Here is a 15282-nt window from a genome sequence, read left to right on the forward strand (position 1 = left end):
CAGCTGCATGACCAGGAACTTGCGCCTCACCCCGCAAAGCTGTTGCAAGCGCCATAGCGCCAACTAGTATAGGTTGCATTGCGGGAGCTTGCCGAAGAGTGGTTCCGGGGCGCTGTTTCGATAGGAAGGCATGGTGGTTGCGGGCACTGGCCCGTCTCACGCTGTTGGCCGCCATGGTGCTGCCTGTCGCGGCGGTGCGGGCCCAGGAGCAGTCGCTGGACATCCCGTCGATGCGTTTCGCCGTCGTGCGCAGCAATGCGCCGGGCTGCGAGCCCAATTGCCCGGAATGGATCTCGGCGGAAGGCACGATCGAGGCGGGCACGCCGTCGCTGTTCAAGCGCACGCTCAAGGCGCTCAAAGGCCGGCAATTGCCGGTGGTCGTCAATTCCCCCGGCGGCAATGTCGATGCGGCGGTGACGCTTGGCCAGATGATCCGCAAGAACAAGCTCGACATCGCCGTCGGCACGACGGTGTTTTCCGGCTGCGAGCCGGAGATGAAGAATTGCAGGGATAACCAGGGCAAGGGCGCCGACTATTTCGGCATGGCCTATGACGACGGCGCCATGTGCAATTCCGCTTGCCCGCTGATGTTTTCCGGAGGTGTCCGCCGCGTGGTCGGGGAGTTTGCCTATCTCGGCGTCCACCAGGTCACCACCACCTACAAGCGCGAGAAGCTGCTGTACCGGACCACCTACCGGATCGTGAACGGCAAGAAGAAGATCATCAGCTCCAAAATCGTCAGCCGCAAGAACGCGGGCAGCTACAAAACCTACGAAATGAGCAAGGCGGTCGAGAAGAAGCTCTCGGCCTATTTGCAGGAGATGGGGATAGGCGAAGGCGTGTTCATAACGATGAAGAACACGCCGGCGAGCGAAATCCATCAGCTGGTTCTCGAAAACATGCTCCACATGAACCTCGTCACCTCCCTCGACACCGTCGAGCTTTTCACCGCCGCAACCATCTGCAACGCAAATCCGATGCCTACGAACTGCCGGGAGATACCGGCGGGCCGAGAGGCGACGCCGGCCAGCCTCCCGACCGCCCAGGCAAAACCCGCTCCCGCCGCTCCGCCCGAGGCCACGGCGCCGAGAGAGGCAGACATGCGCTTCGTGCTTGTCCGCGGCAGCAACCCGCTCTGCAATCCCGACTGTCCGGAATGGATCTCGGCGGAGGGCTCGATCACCGCGCAGACGCCGGAAAGACTGCGCCAGGCGCTCGATGCCATCGGAGGCCGCCGGCTGCCGATCGTGATCAACTCGCAAGGTGGCGATGTCGAGGGCGCGCTTGCCGCCGGCAGGCTGATCCGCGAACGCAAGCTCGACGTCGTCGTCGCCCACACGGATTTCGTGGATTGCGATCCTTCGGCGGAGTGTCTGGCCAAGGACGGCGTCCACACCGGCCTAACCATCGAATCCGAGGGCGAATGTGCTTCGGCCTGTCCGATCGTGGTTGCCGGTGGCATCAGGCGCCTCATCGGGCCGGCAGTGCGCCTCAGCGTGGGCTCCCTTGGCCTGCAGGAAAAGGTCAAGGCCTATCTCACGGAGATGGCGATCGGGCCTGGCCTGTTCGCCGCCATGCAGGCTTCCTCATCTCCACGGCAGCTCGATCAGGAGACAATGCTGAAATTCGGGCTGGCGACCGGGCGCCAGTCCGCCGACGAACTGACGGGCGCCGGCATATGCAGATCGGCTCCGAAGCCGGACAATTGCCGGATCGTGCCGTCGGCCAACGCCGAAGCCGACATGCCGGCCAAACTTTAGCGCCATGTGTTGAACTGGCCATCGAGGCAGGTTGAGATCGGCCGGATGTTTCCGCTACCGTCTGCGGAGATCGAGGACAGGTTACCGCCATGCGCAAAGATGTTCCGACACTCTACGAATGGGCCGGCGGCAGCGACGCCCTGAACCGGCTGACGCAGACCTTCTATGACAAGGTCGCAAAGGACCCGGTCGTCGGCCCGGTGTTCAAGACCATGTCGCCGGACCATCCCGTCCATGTTGCCGCCTTCATCGGCGAGGTGTTCGGCGGACCGAAGACCTATAGCGAGAAATTCGGCGGTCACCGCGAGATGGTCATGCATCATCTGGGCAAGCATTTGACCGAAGAGCAGCGCCGCCGCTGGATCAACCTGCTCGCCGATGCCGCCGATGCGGTAGGTCTGCCCGACGATCCCGAATTCCGCTCGGCCTTCATGGGCTATGTCGAATGGGGATCGCGGCTGGCCAAGATGAACTCCAATCTCGGCGAGACCTGCGATCCGGAGACTGAACCGATGCCGGCCTGGGGCTGGGGCGTGCCTGGAGGACCGTACACGCCGCCGGAAACAAAGTAGCTTCCAGCCCCACCGGAGCGCAGGACTATGTCGGAAGATTTCAAGATCGTGCGCTGGCGCGAGTGGGACGGCCCCGGTATCGAACATCTTGAACTGCGCCAGCGGGCAGGGGAGATCCTGGCCGACTCTGTCGTCATCTGCTCCGGTCAAACCCCTTTCGCCGCCCGCTATCGCATAGAATGCGACGCGAATTGGCACGCCAGGCGTGTCACGGTCGACATGATCGGCAGCGGGCGGACCCTTGTCCTTGCCGCCGACGGCGAAGGCCACTGGCTCCGGGACGGCCTGCCGGTGCCTGAACTGGAGGGCGTGATCGACCCTGATCTCACCGTTACCCCGTTCACCAACACGCTGCCGATCCGCCGCTTGCGGCTTTCCTCCGGGCAAAGTGCCGAGATCATAACCGCCTTCATCGAATTCCCGGCGCTCACGGTCGTCAGCAACCCGCAGCGCTACACATGCCTCGAGGAGGGCAGGCGATATCTCTATGAATCGCGCGCCAGCGACTTCAGGCGCGAGGTCGAGATCGACCGCGACGGGCTGGTCGTCACCTATCCCGATTTCTGGCAAAGGGGATGAAGGCGCGTTTGCATGCAAACCACTCTTTACAGACAGCGCGGAAGCTTTTAGGAAGCCCCTGCTGCGCCGAGGCGCGCGATACGGGCATAGCTCAGTTGGTAGAGCGGCGGTCTCCAAAACCGCAGGTCGTAGGTTCGAGCCCTGCTGCCCGTGCCATTTTCCTAGGAAAATCAGGCACTTAAAAATCGGCTTGCTAGCCGAGGACGCCGAAAGTAGCCTTACACATCTCTTGCACAAACTTGCACACGCGCAGGGAGTGTCTGGCGATGGCGGAAAAACACACGATTCTCGAAGGCAAGGTTCACGTTTATCGGCGCAACGACAGCCCGATCTGGCACTGTTCGACGTTCCTGAAAGGCAAAAACTGGCGCGTCAGCACCAAGGAAGAGAGCCTTTCTCGGGCCAAGGACTGGGCTGAGGACTGGTATTTCGGGCTGAAGGACAAAGGTCGGCGCGGCGAACTGGTAGGCGAGAAAACTTTCAAGGACGCCGCCGACCAGTTTATCTCTGAATACGAGGTTCTTACGGATGGAGAGCGCAACGCCCGTTGGGTCAAGGACCATTACCGGCGCGTTCGCACCTATCTGGTGCCTTTTTTCGGCAAGATGGGTCTTTCGACCATCACGGCCGGCACGGTGCAGGAATACCGCATTTCGCGGATGACGCCTGAGGAGGGCAAGAAGCTTCCCTCACGCAGTACCCTGCACCACGAGACTGTGACCTTGCGGCTGGTCCTGAAAACCGCCCTGCGCCACCGCTGGGTGCCCCACCTGCCCGACATCTCGCAGCCCTACAAAAAGTCAGCGAAGGTGGTACATCGCGCATGGTTTACCCCAGAGGAGTACAAACAGCTGTACCAGGCGACACGGGCGCACGCTCATGATGCACGTGCAGTTAGCCTCAAAGCGCAGAAGGGCGAGCAGGCGCACCGTGTCTGGCTGGCCGAGCAGCTTCACGACAAGATCCTCTTCCTGACAAATACCGGTTTGCGGCCGGACGAGGCCAACTGGCTGGAGTACCGGGACGTGGAGGTTGTCAAGGACGGGCCGACGGGTCAGAAAATCCTGGAGATCCAGGTGCGCGGCAAGCGCGGCGTCGGGTATTGCAAGAGCACGTCCGGCGCCGTGTTCCCGTTCGAGCGGATGGTGGCCCGGAACAAACCTAAACCAACGGACCGGATTTTCCCGGTCGATCACAAGAAGCAGTTCAACACCATCCTCGACAACATCGGCCTCAAGCTCGACCGGGAGGGCAATCGGAGGACGCTGTACTCACTGCGCCACAGCTACATCAGCTTCCGCCTGCTGGAGGGCGCCGACATCTACCAGATCGCCAAAAACTGTCGGACGAGCGTCGAGATGATCGAGAAGCACTATGCCGTGCACCTCAAGAACCGCCTCGACGCCGCTGCCATCAACGTCCGTAAGCCCAAGCCGGTGAAACGGCCCAAGCCTGCGGAGAAGACCCTTGACCTGTTTGAAAACTGAGGCCGGCCCGAGCTTGTGAAATTGACGGGAATTTGTTGCAATGCGTACAGCGCACCTACGCATCGTCCAACGTGTATTACGCATTGAGACTTGGGGGACGATGCTTGCTCGGTTTTCTAACCGGTTGCGGAGCGCAAACCGGAGAAAACCGGCAGCTGCGCCAAGGGGGAAACCCCCTTTGGAAACCCCGTCCGAGCCGTGGAGAGGCCCGTGGCCATCTACCATCTGAACGTCAAGAACATCAGTCGGGGCGATGGGCGGGACATCGTGGCGGCTGCGGCGTACCGGGCTGGGGAAGTCCTGCCGAACGAGGCCGAAGAGCGCCTGTCGGACTTTGGCGGGCGCCGGGATGTCGTCGCCAGTGAAATCCGCTTGCCTGATGGGGCGCCGGAATGGATGGCCAACCGGTCCAGCTTGTGGAACGCGGTGGAAGCGGCCGAAAAACGCAAGGACGCCCGGCTGGCCAAGGAGGTGGAGTTTGCGTTGCCTCTGGAATTGCCACGCACGGCGTGGCTGGGCATCGCCCGCGTCATGGCCGACGCCTATACGGTGCAGGGGTTCGTGGTGGACCTGGCCATTCATGACGACGGTGCCCGCCGCAATCCCCATGTCCATCTGCTGATGACCACCCGGCTGGTGGGGCCGGACGGCTTCGGCTTGAAGATCCGGAGCGCCGACGGGAAGCTCTTCGTGACCGAAGCGCGTAAGCTGTGGGAGCGGATCGCCAATGACGCCTTGGGCAAGGCGGGCCTTGCGGTTGCGATCGACAGCCGGAGTTACGCCAAGCGCAAGCTTGATCGGTTGCCGGGGCGGCACCGAGGCCCTAATCCTGAAGAACGGCGGGCCCGCAGGGTCCATGCGCAACGGGAGGGGGAGATGGCACCCAGACAACCTGACGAAGACCTGCCGGTGCCTGATCCGGATGGTTCGCCGATCCATCCGCAGGAGTTGGCCGCAGCCGAAGAACGGATGTTGGAAGACATGCAGCGTCCTGCCCCGGTCGAGACGGGGCAGGTCCAGGGGGACCTGGAGGCTGCCCGGGCCGTTGTCGACCGGCAGAATGCCGTGGAGATAAGCGAGGACGACGACGCCGCTTACCGGCTGGCGCCGGATAACCTGCTGGACTGGCTGGACGACAAGACCCGTCCCGAGGACGTCCCGACGCTGGAGCGTTGGGAAAACCACCTCGATTGGCTCGATAGAGGGCCGCCAGAGCCCGAGGAAGGCCGAGAGGAGCCGCAGACGCCCGAGCCGGACCGGGAGCGCAGGTAGCCCTTGCACGATCCTGAAAGCCGTCCCATCATTATTTCATGACCAAAGTACACAGAGGCTCTGTTTTCGGCATCCGCGAACTGACGGACGAGCAGCGCGCCAAGGCGCGCAAGGAACTTGAATGGCTAGAGAAGGATCTGATCCGGCGCCGCAAGCGGCTTGCCTATTGGACCCTTCGCAAGACGCAGGCTGAGACGATCCCCGGCATCCGCGAGGAACTGCGACAGAGCGCTTTTTATTTTCATGCCCGCGCCCAGGAACTCGTGAATTCCGGTGAGAAGCTGCGGGCCTATCTGCTTGTCGAATTGCAGGACCAGCCGGAGCACTTGCCGGCCTATCACTACGAACACTAACCACCTTCGGAGCGTGGGATGAATGGGCAAGAAGAGCTGGAGCAGTTACGTCAACACGCCCAGGCGCTCGGCCATTCGATTGATGGCATCGACCGCGACATCGAACGCGCGACCCACGGCCTCGCGGCGGGTGGTGATCCCGGCCGCACGATTGCTTTCCTTCAGGAACGTCATAACGCGCAGCTTGGGCTTATGTACGAGCTCGGAAAGGTGGATGCCCGGATCGAGGACCTTGAAAGGCTAAGCCGCGAGGAACGGGAGCAGCCGCAGGAGCGTCTCGCGGCCCAGGGTTGGGAGGAGGATATGCCCATCGCTCAGGAGGATCATTTGGACTGGTTCAAACAGTCACTCGCCGACAACCCGCCCCAGCTTGAAGAGCAGGCGTTGGCTGAACACGAGATGGTGCGGGACATGGAACGCGAACCAGCGCCGGAAGACCATCTGGACTGGCTGGGGCGGCGCTGAGCAGGCGGCGGAAGCCCGCCGCTCCTTTTTTAATGCACGCAGACCTGACGTGTCGTCTGACACGCCCTGCCAAAATTTCCTGAGCAGGCCTCAAGCGCCGCCTGCGACGCATCCTCAAGCGTGTCGCCGAATTCCAGTTGATAGCGGGACGCTTTGCTGACCGGTTTGACACGGGCCACGGCGGCACAAGTATCGCGGAAGACCTGCGCAACGTTGCACCGGGTTCCGTTGCTGAAGCGGCGGCATTCCGCCATGGCGGCGTCGCTTGCGCCCTCAACGGTCGCGTAGCCGCCCTCGGTGAGGATCACTACGCCGTTCCTCGCCACCGCCAGGGCGCCGAAAGCACCCTGTGGCGTTGCCTCGGCAATGCCGGGCAGGTTGGATTGGCCCTGATTGGTGGGCTGACCCTCGCTTACATTATCGATCCTGCTTTTAAGGTCGGCGAGCTGTTTTTCGACGTCGACCCGCGCCGTATCCCTGGCGGCGATCTGTGTCTTCAGGTCGTCGATCACTCTCTCCAAGCTATCGTTTTCGAGTTTCATCTCGTCGCGAGCGGCCGTGATTTCGGCCAATTGGTTGGTGAGCGACGCGACCTGGCCCGGCTGGGGCGCCGGGTTTTGCTGCTGCGCAAGCTGCGTTGTAAGCCTTGCGCGGTCGGCGTTGGCCGCATCCAGCTGCAACAGCAGATTGTTGGTGTTGGCCGGAGTCTGGCCGGTTTGCTGGGCCAGTTGGTGCTTGAGGTCAAGAATGGTATTTCGCAGATCGTCCCTTTCTGACGTGAGGGCCGCCACCTTCCTGTTCAGCGGACCAATCTGCGCCTGCAGCGAATCAGCGAACGGGTCGGTGACGACCGGCGAGGCCGCTTGCTTGCGCGCCACCTCATTTGCTAGGGCCTCGCGATCGGTTACGAGGGCTTGGCGGTCCGCGCCTAACTGCGCCTCGGCCGTTTTGAGGGCCTGCTCGCGCTGCTCCAGTTGTGTGAGACGGGCCTTGTCTTCAGCGTGACCCATCAAGGCCCCGGTCGTGTCGGCCACCCAGGCCCAGGACGATGACAGCGCATGCCCTGCCGACGTCGTAGCGTCGTTGAACCGGCGATCGAGCCCGTAAAAATTGACAATCGCGGGTGCCACCAGCAGCAAGACCACGCACGCGGCGCCTGCCAACCCGACGCGCCGCATGTTCACTTTCGCACCCAGCCTCGCGCCAGCTCGACGTGTTGCGCGAAGGACGCGTGACGTTAAGGCGCCCAGTTTTGACCAGAGCGGTGATGGCGGTGCATTCCCAGCGAAGGGGTCTGAAAACCCCAAGCTTCGGGAGCCTGTAACGGGTTCGTTGACTACCGCACCAGCGAGTTGTTCCAAGTGCGCCGTCTTCGCGGGTTCGGATGCACGCGCATCCAAGGCCTTGAGTCGCGCCTGGAGCGTGGGGTGGGTGGAAAAGAGGTTGCCGAACGCGGCGCCCCGGAACATCAGGTAGCCGTAGTGGTGCTCCTGCGCGGTCGGCTTGGCCGTCATGCCATGGATGCGCCGGAGGGCGCCGGCCATAGCCTCGGTCGATGTCACGTGTGCCCCGACCGCATCGGCGTGAAACTCGCGGTTGCGGGAAATCCCCTTGGCGACGAGCTCGGACGCGACAAACACCGTTTTGCGGACAACGACGCCGGTGCCCCACGCGAGATGCGCGTTCAGGCGTGCGTTAGCCCGTTTCTTCGAGGCGGATGCGGCCATGAACATCCCAAATACGGTCAGGATGTTGACCACGCCGACCAGCATGCGCTGGAAGCCTTCGGCAAACTGCATCCGCGCTATGTCTTTGTGGAGGATGTGACCCAGTTCATGCCCGATGATGGCGTCCAGCTCGTCCTTCTCGAATTCGAACAGGGGCTTGCCGATGACCACCATGGACGACTTCTGTCTCGCACCCATGGCGAAGGCGTTCATGACGTTTGTAATCCCGACGGCAGGCCTCGGAAGGTTCAACCGGTCCGAGAAGCCATGCACCCGCACGGCCAGCCAGTGGTCATCCGTCACGGGGACCACCCCGAAACTTGTGCTGACATCACCGGAAGCCCGGGCGATGTAGCGACCGCCGAACATGAGGCCCAGGACAGACAAGGCCATTCCAACGAGCATCGGATAGTGGGCGTATTCGGTCCTCAGATACCAGTCGAACGGCGCCCATCCCCGGTACCACAGCATCAAGGCCAGCCACGTCACCACCTGGCAGGTCAGGATCAAGATGCCGCAAAGCAGCAATGCCGTCGGCCACCACGAGCGGTTGCGGGGCTTGAGGTGCACGCCGGGGTCGGCGGAACGGTCCGAGAATCCAAGGAATGCGGCGACGTGCGGGGCGAAACGCAGGAGGAGCAGTCGACCCAGCCGGATATAGGCGCGGAGCTGGTAGAAGATCAGCGCAAGCTCGGCCGTCCACGCGGTCCATGAATAGGTCCAGCGCGGCCACGGCACCAAAGCCCATGCGAGGGACACCGTGTTGATTTCGTAGATGTTGAGCGCGATCCATGCGACGCGCAGCACCGTGACCACAAGGACCGCCTTGAGCAGCGGCCGCAGCCTCGTTTCCGTGCCAAAAATCGAAGTTGCCAGCGTCATGGTTGAGGCTCTGCCATGGTGCCGATCCGCTTCCGGCACGTCTCGCTCTCGGTGTAGGACACCAGCCGTGTCTTGAAGGGGCGTGCGCCGCGTGCGTAGTTGATGCCCCAGCGCCAGCCGTTACGCTGCCAGCCGGAGAGCAGCTCCATGATCTCGTCCGGCGTCATCAGCGGCCGCCCGAGGAACTGGACGGTTTCGTTGCCGGAGGTGCCAGTGTTCACCGAGGCGTCCCCGTACCAGCGTCCCAAGTGGGACGAGCCATTGTGGCCGCTGGAGCGGCTTAGGTAGGCGAGCGTTTCGTGGCCGAGGTACTTGCCGATCAGCTCGCCGGTGATGGGATCGTCGATGCCATAGAACTGTTTGACGGAGCAGGTGAGGAAGGGCTGCCAACTGTCGCCCGGATACTGCTCCTGCAATGACATGACGTCCTGAAGGAAGAACCACAGGCGGACGCCGGCGCTGGCATGGGTGCGGATCGCGGCGCGGAATTCAGGAAAGGGTCCGAGGTTCAGGAACTCATCGAGGATGAAAAGCACTGGAATGTCCGGTATGCGGCGGTTGCTCTCCATCGCATCAAGGGCCGATTTGAGCAGGATCCGCAGCCACGGCGAGAAGGGTTCCATCTTGCCGAACGGAACGTCGATATAGACCGTCACAGGCCTGTCTTTCAGGTCCTCGAAGGAAAAGTCCGTACCGCTCAGGCTTCGCTGGATATCGCTGTCGCGCCAGAGGGCGAGCTTGCTTTCCAGCGTGGCTTCCAGGGTCTGGAGGCCCCGGTCACGCGTCTTCTCCAAGATCGCCTCTCCGGCCTTTGCCGAAAGGGGGAACTCCTTGAGCTTCTTGGCGACATTCAGCAGATCCTGCCCCTTCTGGGAGGCCAACTGGCAGACCGTCGCAAGGGTCCTGCGATGAGGCGGGGCGTTGTGTTTGACATACATGATCGCGGCCGTGAGGAAGCCCGACGCGTCATCGCTGAAGAACTCCGCGGACTTGGGATCGCGCGGGAACATCTGTTTCGCAAGCGACAGGGCGTCCGCTTCCGTGCGGACCTGCACGAGCGGATTATAGCGGTGTCGAACCCATCCGGAGCCGTGGTCGAAGGGCGCAATGCGGTAGACTTCATGACCGATCGACTTCCGCCACGCGGATGTTTTTTCGAAATGTTCGCCCTTCGGATCGATCACCACGCAACTGCCCCGGTAGCGCAGCAGGTTCGGCACGATCGACGTCACCGCCTTGCCGGACCGCGTGGGCGCAATGGTCAGCAAGTGACCGTCGTCGTCCCAATGCACGAACTGGGGTTCAGGGCCGCCGTCATCGTCCGGGTAGGCGCCGAGCAGGATGGACGACGGATTGTCGAAGGCGGAGCGGCCGGCAAGAAAGAGCTTGCCGTTCGGGATTGTCCGCAGGTCCTGGGATGTGGCCCAGCGTCCCGACCCGTATAGCGGCGGCGGATTTTCCAGTTGCCGCTCGCGTTCCTGGCGCGCTTCAAGGTCGCGTCTGGCGGCGTCGACAATCGGCCCGGGATCCCGGCCGGAGCGTATCGCCGCCTCGACCTGGTCGGCAACCTCCGGACCGTAAAGCTGCTCGACCTGCTTCCGGGCACTTCTCGCGCGAATATGGCGGCCAATTTTCAGGCCATACTGGCCCCACTTCATGCCGTTCGAAATGTCCCTGGACAAATCGCCCAAGGGATCAAACTTAAAATCGCCCATAGTCACCCCCAAGCCCAAGCGCAGATTAACGACCGCGCGCTGAAAAGCAAATGCGACGGGAATTGATTTGTTTGAATAGTGGTAAGTGTGCTTCAAGAAGCGGAGGAGCCACGACTGCGAACTTGCCAAGTGGGAGGAGTTGAGGGGCGTGGTGGGTGGTTAACTAAGTCGGCTATGCATATGGGGGACTTCCATGCCGCTCTTATATAAGTACCGCGATTGGAAAAGGGATGTCGACTTCAAATTTGTAGCCGACGTGATCCGGGGGAATCTCTGGTTTCCTGTTGCCTCGGAAGTGAACGACCCATTCGAATTCCGATGTGCGGTTGACTTGAGCTTTGATCGGGAACGGACGATTGAAGCCTTCATTCGTGTTGAGATGTTTATGAATCCGACTATCAGCCGGGCGCAAGCAGAGGAGAAGGTTCGACGCGTATTGGCCGGCGTACCGGAGTCCAAGATCCGGCTGCGTCAGTGGGAAATGTCCGTCGAGATCTGGCAGCGTCTCGCTTCCTCGGTGTCCATGTGCAGCCTTTCGGCTACCCCAACAAGCCTGTTGCTTTGGTCACACTATGGTGGAGGGCATAAGGGGATAGCGGTCGAAATTGAACCAATCGGCTTGGAAGACGTCATGTATGAGGTCGGCTACGTTAATGCGGTCCCCATTTTGGACCCGCTTTGTCTGGACGATTTCAAGGCGGCAATGGAGGCCAACCTATTCCAAACGTTATTTTTGAGGAAATCGAAGGTCTGGGAATACGAGCGTGAGTACCGCATTATGAAGATGCGCGCCGATTCCCATCTGGAGAAACTTAGGCCTGGCTCTGTGAAACGGGTGATCGTTGGATGTGCGATGCCACCGGAAAAGAGGGCCTTCTTTCTGGATTGGATGAAGCAGAACGCTCCCGACGTAAAAGTTGCATCTGTGGCCCCGGTTGGGAATTCTGACTATACGCTGGAAGTCTGGGACGAGTGATTTTCCGCCTCGGCGAACCCCACATGCGACGCAAGTAGACGGCACTGCCCGGAACAGCAGAACTGCTGTTCAAGCCTCCGGAACCGGAGCCCAGCACAAAGAGGGGATGAACATCCCCTTTCATTATTTCAGGCGAACGCCTCACCAAGAAATCTCAAGTTCCGGGTATTCCGCCAGGATCGACGGGCGAAATGCATCCTGTTCGAGACGCGTAGGACGCCAGACGTATTCGAACTGCTCGGAATCGAGCCATTTCTCAAGCGCCTTGGCGGCCTCCGTATCGGACAGATCGAACGGGAACTCCTGGACGATGCGGTAGCGGCGATGACCCTGCATGGCGGCTTCATCGATGGCGGTGGCGATCGTGGCCGGTTTGAAGAGCCCTTCGGCGTATTTCGTCCTCTTATTGGCGGCCATGAGGAAATTGCCTTCTGCGCGTTTCATCAGAAGGCACTCCCGAGGTAGGTGTCGGTGATTTTCAGGCGGCCGTGGCCGAGTTCAGCTGAAATCCTGTGGCGCGCCGCGCGGTCGGCGGCACGTTCATTTCCGCCCATATCGGCCCAGCGCTTGCCGCCCGCCAGCGGGCAGGGCTGGCCGGTCAGCGTCGCGTAGCGTTGCTGGGCATAGGCATGGCGGAATCCGTGGGTATTACGAAGCCCTACCTTGAGCGTCTGGTACTCGAACCGCTTGAGCTGTTCGACATAGCTCATCTGCGCGGGGATCAGTGACCCGTTGCCTGGGACAAGGCGCATAATGTGTTCAAGGACATGCCGCTGTTCCAGCGTCGTAACCGGAACGGTCCTTGCCCGCCCGCCTTTTGTCCAGCTCGCCTGCAAGGCGATATGGTCGGCGCGGGCGGCCGCCTGCGGCTGGAACTTCATGGCCTCTTCGCGCCGCAGGCCGAACGCGACCTGCAGCAGGACCGAGGCCTTGATGTGGGGGCATTCGATGCTGTTGAGCTTCGCATGGTCGAGGGTCTGGGCGCGATTGCGCGTGACGTCGCCACGTTCGGCAACGCCGTAAGCAGCGTTGTCGCGGTTGACGACATTGACCTTGTTGATTTTCTCGGCCCACCAGCGGAGCCAGGTGAGGCGGTTGCGGATACTCGCGTCCGACGTATCGGAATCGTGCCATCGTTCGACGAGGGCCTCGACATGCTTGGGCTTGAGGGAACCGGCGGACGGCAGCTTGTAGCCGAGGTCCGTGAGGTCATTTGCCATTGCGGCCAGGCCGCGTCGGCGGTTGTTTTGGGTGCCGTAGGAACCATCCCGGTTCCGTTGGCACAGACGCACAAGATCCATGGTCAGATCGTCCATCTTGCTCGCTTCCTTTTTGAGGTGAGTGTTGATGGCCGATGCACGTCCGTAGAGCGTGGCACCCCGCGAAGGTCATTCGCGGCATGGCCGGAATGCGTAGTCTTCCTTACGGTATAAGCCTCCCGAGCCAGCCGGGTGGCTGGCCTATATGGTTTGCCCTGTTGGGCATCCGGTTACCGAGAGGTCGAAACCGGAGGTGTGGCCGCCGCGGCGGCGCACGTATGCGATAAGCAGTCATTCTGCTCTCCTTTGGTTGGGGAAATGGTCGGTGAGATGGGTCAGGCTTTCGTTGCCTGCCCGGAGAGTGAGTGGTGTCGCCTGCTGATGGCCAGCACATCGCACCGGAAATGATCACCGAAGCGCAGCGTCATTTGCAGGTCATGCGGTGGCGTTTGCGCGAACCTTGCGTTCATCGTGGCTTTGAGGGCGGTCTGTCACTCCCCAATGTATTGGCGAGTGACAGACCGCCGGCTGCCCGCTTGGTCAGACATCCTATGTCCGACCTAGCTCGTCACGCCCTCCGCATTCCTGGCCAGCGGTGCTGGTCCGGCATCCGGATTGCGCTTTGGCCCGGCAAGCGGTGGCCCTGGTTCAGGGCCGAGGCCCTTTGGTCATCATGGCGGCGGTTGGGCCTCTTTCACAGGTGGATCGCTCCTTGCCGCGACATGTCAGGGATGGTCCGCCCTGGCGGCGGTTTCGTCGTCTTTTGCTCCTTTGTGCCGGTCACAGGTCAAAACGGCCAGCGATGGGTCGTGTGTGCACCGGGCGTGCCGTCCTGCAAGGCATCCAACCGTCTCCCAGAGGGACCCTCGGTCGAACCCTCCGTTGCAGGCTGGCTTCGGTCGCCCGGCGCCTTGGTCACCCGACCGGCCGCAATGACGTGGCCGGGATAACAAAGGAGAAAGACAATGTCGAAAACCACCACCAACCGGCCGACCCACACCGTTTTTGTTGTCGAGGGCGAGGGCGATAAGACCACCTGGACGGAAATCGGCGCGCTGTGGAGCCACGAGGACCGTAAGGGCTTCAACCTCAACCTGAAGGCGCTGCCGCTCAGCGGTCGCCTGGTGATCCGCGAACGCAAGGCGAAGACCGAGGCCAAGGAAAGCGTGGGGGCATGAGCCCCCACCGCTTCCGCGTTGCGGATGGCCTCCTCGCTGTTGCGTCAGCCGGCATGGCTGGCGCGAGAGAAGCGCGCTGCCTGTCCATTCCAGTCCAGCGGCTGGGACCCGTCCCGGCAGTGGCTGCCGCCACGTGCCCCAGCAATACCGTGCTCCACGGCGACTGCATCGAGGTGATGGCCGGCCTTCCGGCCGAATGTGTCGATTCCATTCTGATCGACCCGCCGTACCTGTGCCGCTACCGTGACCGGAGCGGGCGCACGATCGCCAATGATAACAACCCACGGTGGCTCAAACCGGCCTTTGCCGAAGCCTATCGCGTCCTGCGGCCTAACAGCCTGTGCGTGAGCTTCTACGGCTGGAATGCGGCCGATCAGTTCCTCGGCGCGTGGCGTGCGGCAGGATTCCGCATCGTCGGGCATCTCGTATTCGCCAAAACCTGCGCCTCATCGACGCGGTTCGTCGCGGCGCAGCATGAATGCGCCTACATCCTCGCTAAGGGACGCCCTCCGGTGCCTTCAGAAGCGCTTCCCGACGTCTTGCCGTGGCAATACACCGGCAACCAATTGCATCCAACGCAAAGGCCAGTGGAGCCGTTGCGAACGCTCATTGACGCGTTCTGTCCCGCAAGCGGTCTGGTTTTAGATCCGTTTTGTGGTTCGGGTTCGACGCTCGTCGCTGCCGTGGATTGCGGCAGGAATTGGCTAGGTGTTGAGCTCGATGTCCGACATGCCATCAGAGCATTGCGGCGGCTGAATCACGAATAGCCTCCCGCGCCTATTTGCAGAAGCGAGCAATTTGGCGCGCACCATCTCGATTCGGCGCACAACATTCAAAAAAACGACCCAGCCGAGGCTGGATCGTTGTCGAATTCATGGTCGCTCGGTCAAACGACCATTCTTCAAGGCCCATTCGTAAGTTCGCTTGGAGCGCTCTCTCTCCTGCCGGAGCCACTCTTCACGGCTCATGGCATTTTGAGTAGCGCTGTGCATAGTCTTCGGCTTGCTATGCTCTGATTTTGCATGGCCAAACAGGTTTTTTTCTTGTCTCTTCATCG

At 61.6% G+C, this 15282-nt stretch carries 15 protein-coding genes and 1 tRNA gene; 11 read left to right on the forward strand and 5 right to left on the reverse strand.

Features of this window, described 5'->3' with window-relative positions; genetic code table 11:
- Positions 1-98: 98 nt before the first annotated feature.
- The 8 genes from HB778_RS28890 (at position 99) to HB778_RS28925 (ending at position 6488) form a co-directional block, all read left to right on the forward strand.
- The gene (locus HB778_RS28890) at positions 99-1760 is read left to right on the forward strand and encodes a hypothetical protein (RefSeq protein ID WP_183458881.1); all 1662 of its coding nucleotides are present in this window, start codon (positions 99-101) and stop codon (positions 1758-1760) included.
- 89 nt (positions 1761-1849) lie between these two features.
- Positions 1850-2332: a group II truncated hemoglobin gene (locus HB778_RS28895; protein ID WP_183458882.1), complete on the forward strand. Its 483-nt coding sequence runs from the start codon at positions 1850-1852 to the stop codon at positions 2330-2332.
- Between the two features lie 27 nt (positions 2333-2359).
- The gene (locus HB778_RS28900) at positions 2360-2911 is read left to right on the forward strand and encodes a putative glycolipid-binding domain-containing protein (protein ID WP_183458884.1); all 552 of its coding nucleotides are present in this window, start codon (positions 2360-2362) and stop codon (positions 2909-2911) included.
- Positions 2912-2991: 80 nt separating this feature from the next.
- Positions 2992-3067 (forward strand) — tRNA-Trp (locus HB778_RS28905).
- 110 nt (positions 3068-3177) lie between these two features.
- Positions 3178-4398 carry a site-specific integrase gene (locus tag HB778_RS28910; protein ID WP_183458885.1) on the forward strand — a complete coding sequence of 407 codons (1221 nt, stop codon included), beginning with the start codon at positions 3178-3180 and terminating at the stop codon, positions 4396-4398.
- 210 nt (positions 4399-4608) lie between these two features.
- Positions 4609-5670, forward strand: coding sequence for a MobA/MobL family protein (locus tag HB778_RS28915; RefSeq protein ID WP_183458886.1), 1062 nt, complete (start codon positions 4609-4611; stop codon positions 5668-5670).
- A gap of 38 nt (positions 5671-5708) precedes the next feature.
- Entirely contained in the window at positions 5709-6023 is a 315-nt protein-coding gene (locus tag HB778_RS28920) for a hypothetical protein (RefSeq protein ID WP_183458887.1), read from the forward strand.
- Between the two features lie 18 nt (positions 6024-6041).
- Positions 6042-6488: a hypothetical protein gene (locus HB778_RS28925; RefSeq protein ID WP_183458888.1), complete on the forward strand. Its 447-nt coding sequence runs from the start codon at positions 6042-6044 to the stop codon at positions 6486-6488.
- 29 nt (positions 6489-6517) lie between these two features.
- Here the strand turns inward: HB778_RS28925 and HB778_RS28930 are convergent, their stop codons facing one another.
- Positions 6518-9097: a M48 family metalloprotease gene (locus HB778_RS28930; RefSeq protein WP_183458889.1), complete on the reverse strand. Its 2580-nt coding sequence runs from the start codon at positions 9095-9097 to the stop codon at positions 6518-6520.
- Positions 9094-10812 carry a type IV secretory system conjugative DNA transfer family protein gene (locus HB778_RS28935; protein WP_183458890.1) on the reverse strand — a complete coding sequence of 573 codons (1719 nt, stop codon included), beginning with the start codon at positions 10810-10812 and terminating at the stop codon, positions 9094-9096. Before HB778_RS28935 ends, HB778_RS28930 begins: the two co-directional genes overlap by 4 nt.
- Positions 10813-11005: 193 nt before the next feature.
- Between HB778_RS28935 and HB778_RS28940 the strand changes: the two genes are divergently transcribed.
- Complete coding sequence (locus tag HB778_RS28940) at positions 11006-11788, forward strand: DUF2971 domain-containing protein (protein ID WP_183458892.1); 783 nt, start codon at positions 11006-11008, stop codon at positions 11786-11788.
- Between the two features lie 141 nt (positions 11789-11929).
- On the opposite strand, the gene HB778_RS28945 is transcribed toward HB778_RS28940, so the two are convergent.
- Entirely contained in the window at positions 11930-12232 is a 303-nt protein-coding gene (locus HB778_RS28945; RefSeq protein WP_183458893.1) for a hypothetical protein, read from the reverse strand.
- The gene (locus HB778_RS28950) at positions 12232-13104 is read right to left on the reverse strand and encodes a phage integrase N-terminal domain-containing protein (RefSeq protein WP_183458894.1); all 873 of its coding nucleotides are present in this window, start codon (positions 13102-13104) and stop codon (positions 12232-12234) included. The genes HB778_RS28945 and HB778_RS28950 overlap by 1 nt, the downstream gene beginning before the upstream one ends.
- A 908-nt stretch (positions 13105-14012) precedes the next feature.
- Between HB778_RS28950 and HB778_RS28955 the strand changes: the two genes are divergently transcribed.
- Entirely contained in the window at positions 14013-14225 is a 213-nt protein-coding gene (locus HB778_RS28955) for a hypothetical protein (protein ID WP_183458895.1), read from the forward strand.
- Complete coding sequence (locus HB778_RS28960; RefSeq protein ID WP_244661661.1) at positions 14222-14992, forward strand: DNA methyltransferase; 771 nt, start codon at positions 14222-14224, stop codon at positions 14990-14992. Before HB778_RS28955 ends, HB778_RS28960 begins: the two co-directional genes overlap by 4 nt.
- Before the next feature lie 105 nt (positions 14993-15097).
- On the opposite strand, the gene HB778_RS28965 is transcribed toward HB778_RS28960, so the two are convergent.
- Complete coding sequence (locus HB778_RS28965) at positions 15098-15280, reverse strand: hypothetical protein (protein ID WP_183458896.1); 183 nt, start codon at positions 15278-15280, stop codon at positions 15098-15100.
- Between the last annotated feature and the right edge of the window lie 2 nt (positions 15281-15282).

The sequence above is a fragment of the Mesorhizobium huakuii genome (assembly GCF_014189455.1).
GTDB classification, from domain to species: domain Bacteria; phylum Pseudomonadota; class Alphaproteobacteria; order Rhizobiales; family Rhizobiaceae; genus Mesorhizobium; species Mesorhizobium huakuii_A.

What these genes read in the sequence shown, in the direction of transcription:
- HB778_RS28895 (WP_183458882.1), top strand. Translation starts at nt 1,850, where the DNA reads ATGCGCAAAGATGTTCCGACACTCTACGAATGGGCCGGCGGCAGCGAC.
- HB778_RS28900 (WP_183458884.1), top strand. Translation starts at nt 2,360, where the DNA reads ATGTCGGAAGATTTCAAGATCGTGCGCTGGCGCGAGTGGGACGGCCCC.
- HB778_RS28910 (WP_183458885.1), top strand. Translation starts at nt 3,178, where the DNA reads ATGGCGGAAAAACACACGATTCTCGAAGGCAAGGTTCACGTTTATCGG.
- HB778_RS28920 (WP_183458887.1), top strand. Translation starts at nt 5,709, where the DNA reads ATGACCAAAGTACACAGAGGCTCTGTTTTCGGCATCCGCGAACTGACG.
- HB778_RS28925 (WP_183458888.1), top strand. Translation starts at nt 6,042, where the DNA reads ATGAATGGGCAAGAAGAGCTGGAGCAGTTACGTCAACACGCCCAGGCG.
- HB778_RS28930 (WP_183458889.1), bottom strand. Translation starts at nt 9,097, where the DNA reads ATGACGCTGGCAACTTCGATTTTTGGCACGGAAACGAGGCTGCGGCCG.
- HB778_RS28935 (WP_183458890.1), bottom strand. Translation starts at nt 10,812, where the DNA reads ATGGGCGATTTTAAGTTTGATCCCTTGGGCGATTTGTCCAGGGACATT.
- HB778_RS28940 (WP_183458892.1), top strand. Translation starts at nt 11,006, where the DNA reads ATGCCGCTCTTATATAAGTACCGCGATTGGAAAAGGGATGTCGACTTC.
- HB778_RS28945 (WP_183458893.1), bottom strand. Translation starts at nt 12,232, where the DNA reads ATGAAACGCGCAGAAGGCAATTTCCTCATGGCCGCCAATAAGAGGACG.
- HB778_RS28950 (WP_183458894.1), bottom strand. Translation starts at nt 13,104, where the DNA reads ATGGACGATCTGACCATGGATCTTGTGCGTCTGTGCCAACGGAACCGG.
- HB778_RS28955 (WP_183458895.1), top strand. Translation starts at nt 14,013, where the DNA reads ATGTCGAAAACCACCACCAACCGGCCGACCCACACCGTTTTTGTTGTC.
- HB778_RS28960 (WP_244661661.1), top strand. Translation starts at nt 14,222, where the DNA reads ATGAGCCCCCACCGCTTCCGCGTTGCGGATGGCCTCCTCGCTGTTGCG.
- HB778_RS28965 (WP_183458896.1), bottom strand. Translation starts at nt 15,280, where the DNA reads ATGAAGAGACAAGAAAAAAACCTGTTTGGCCATGCAAAATCAGAGCAT.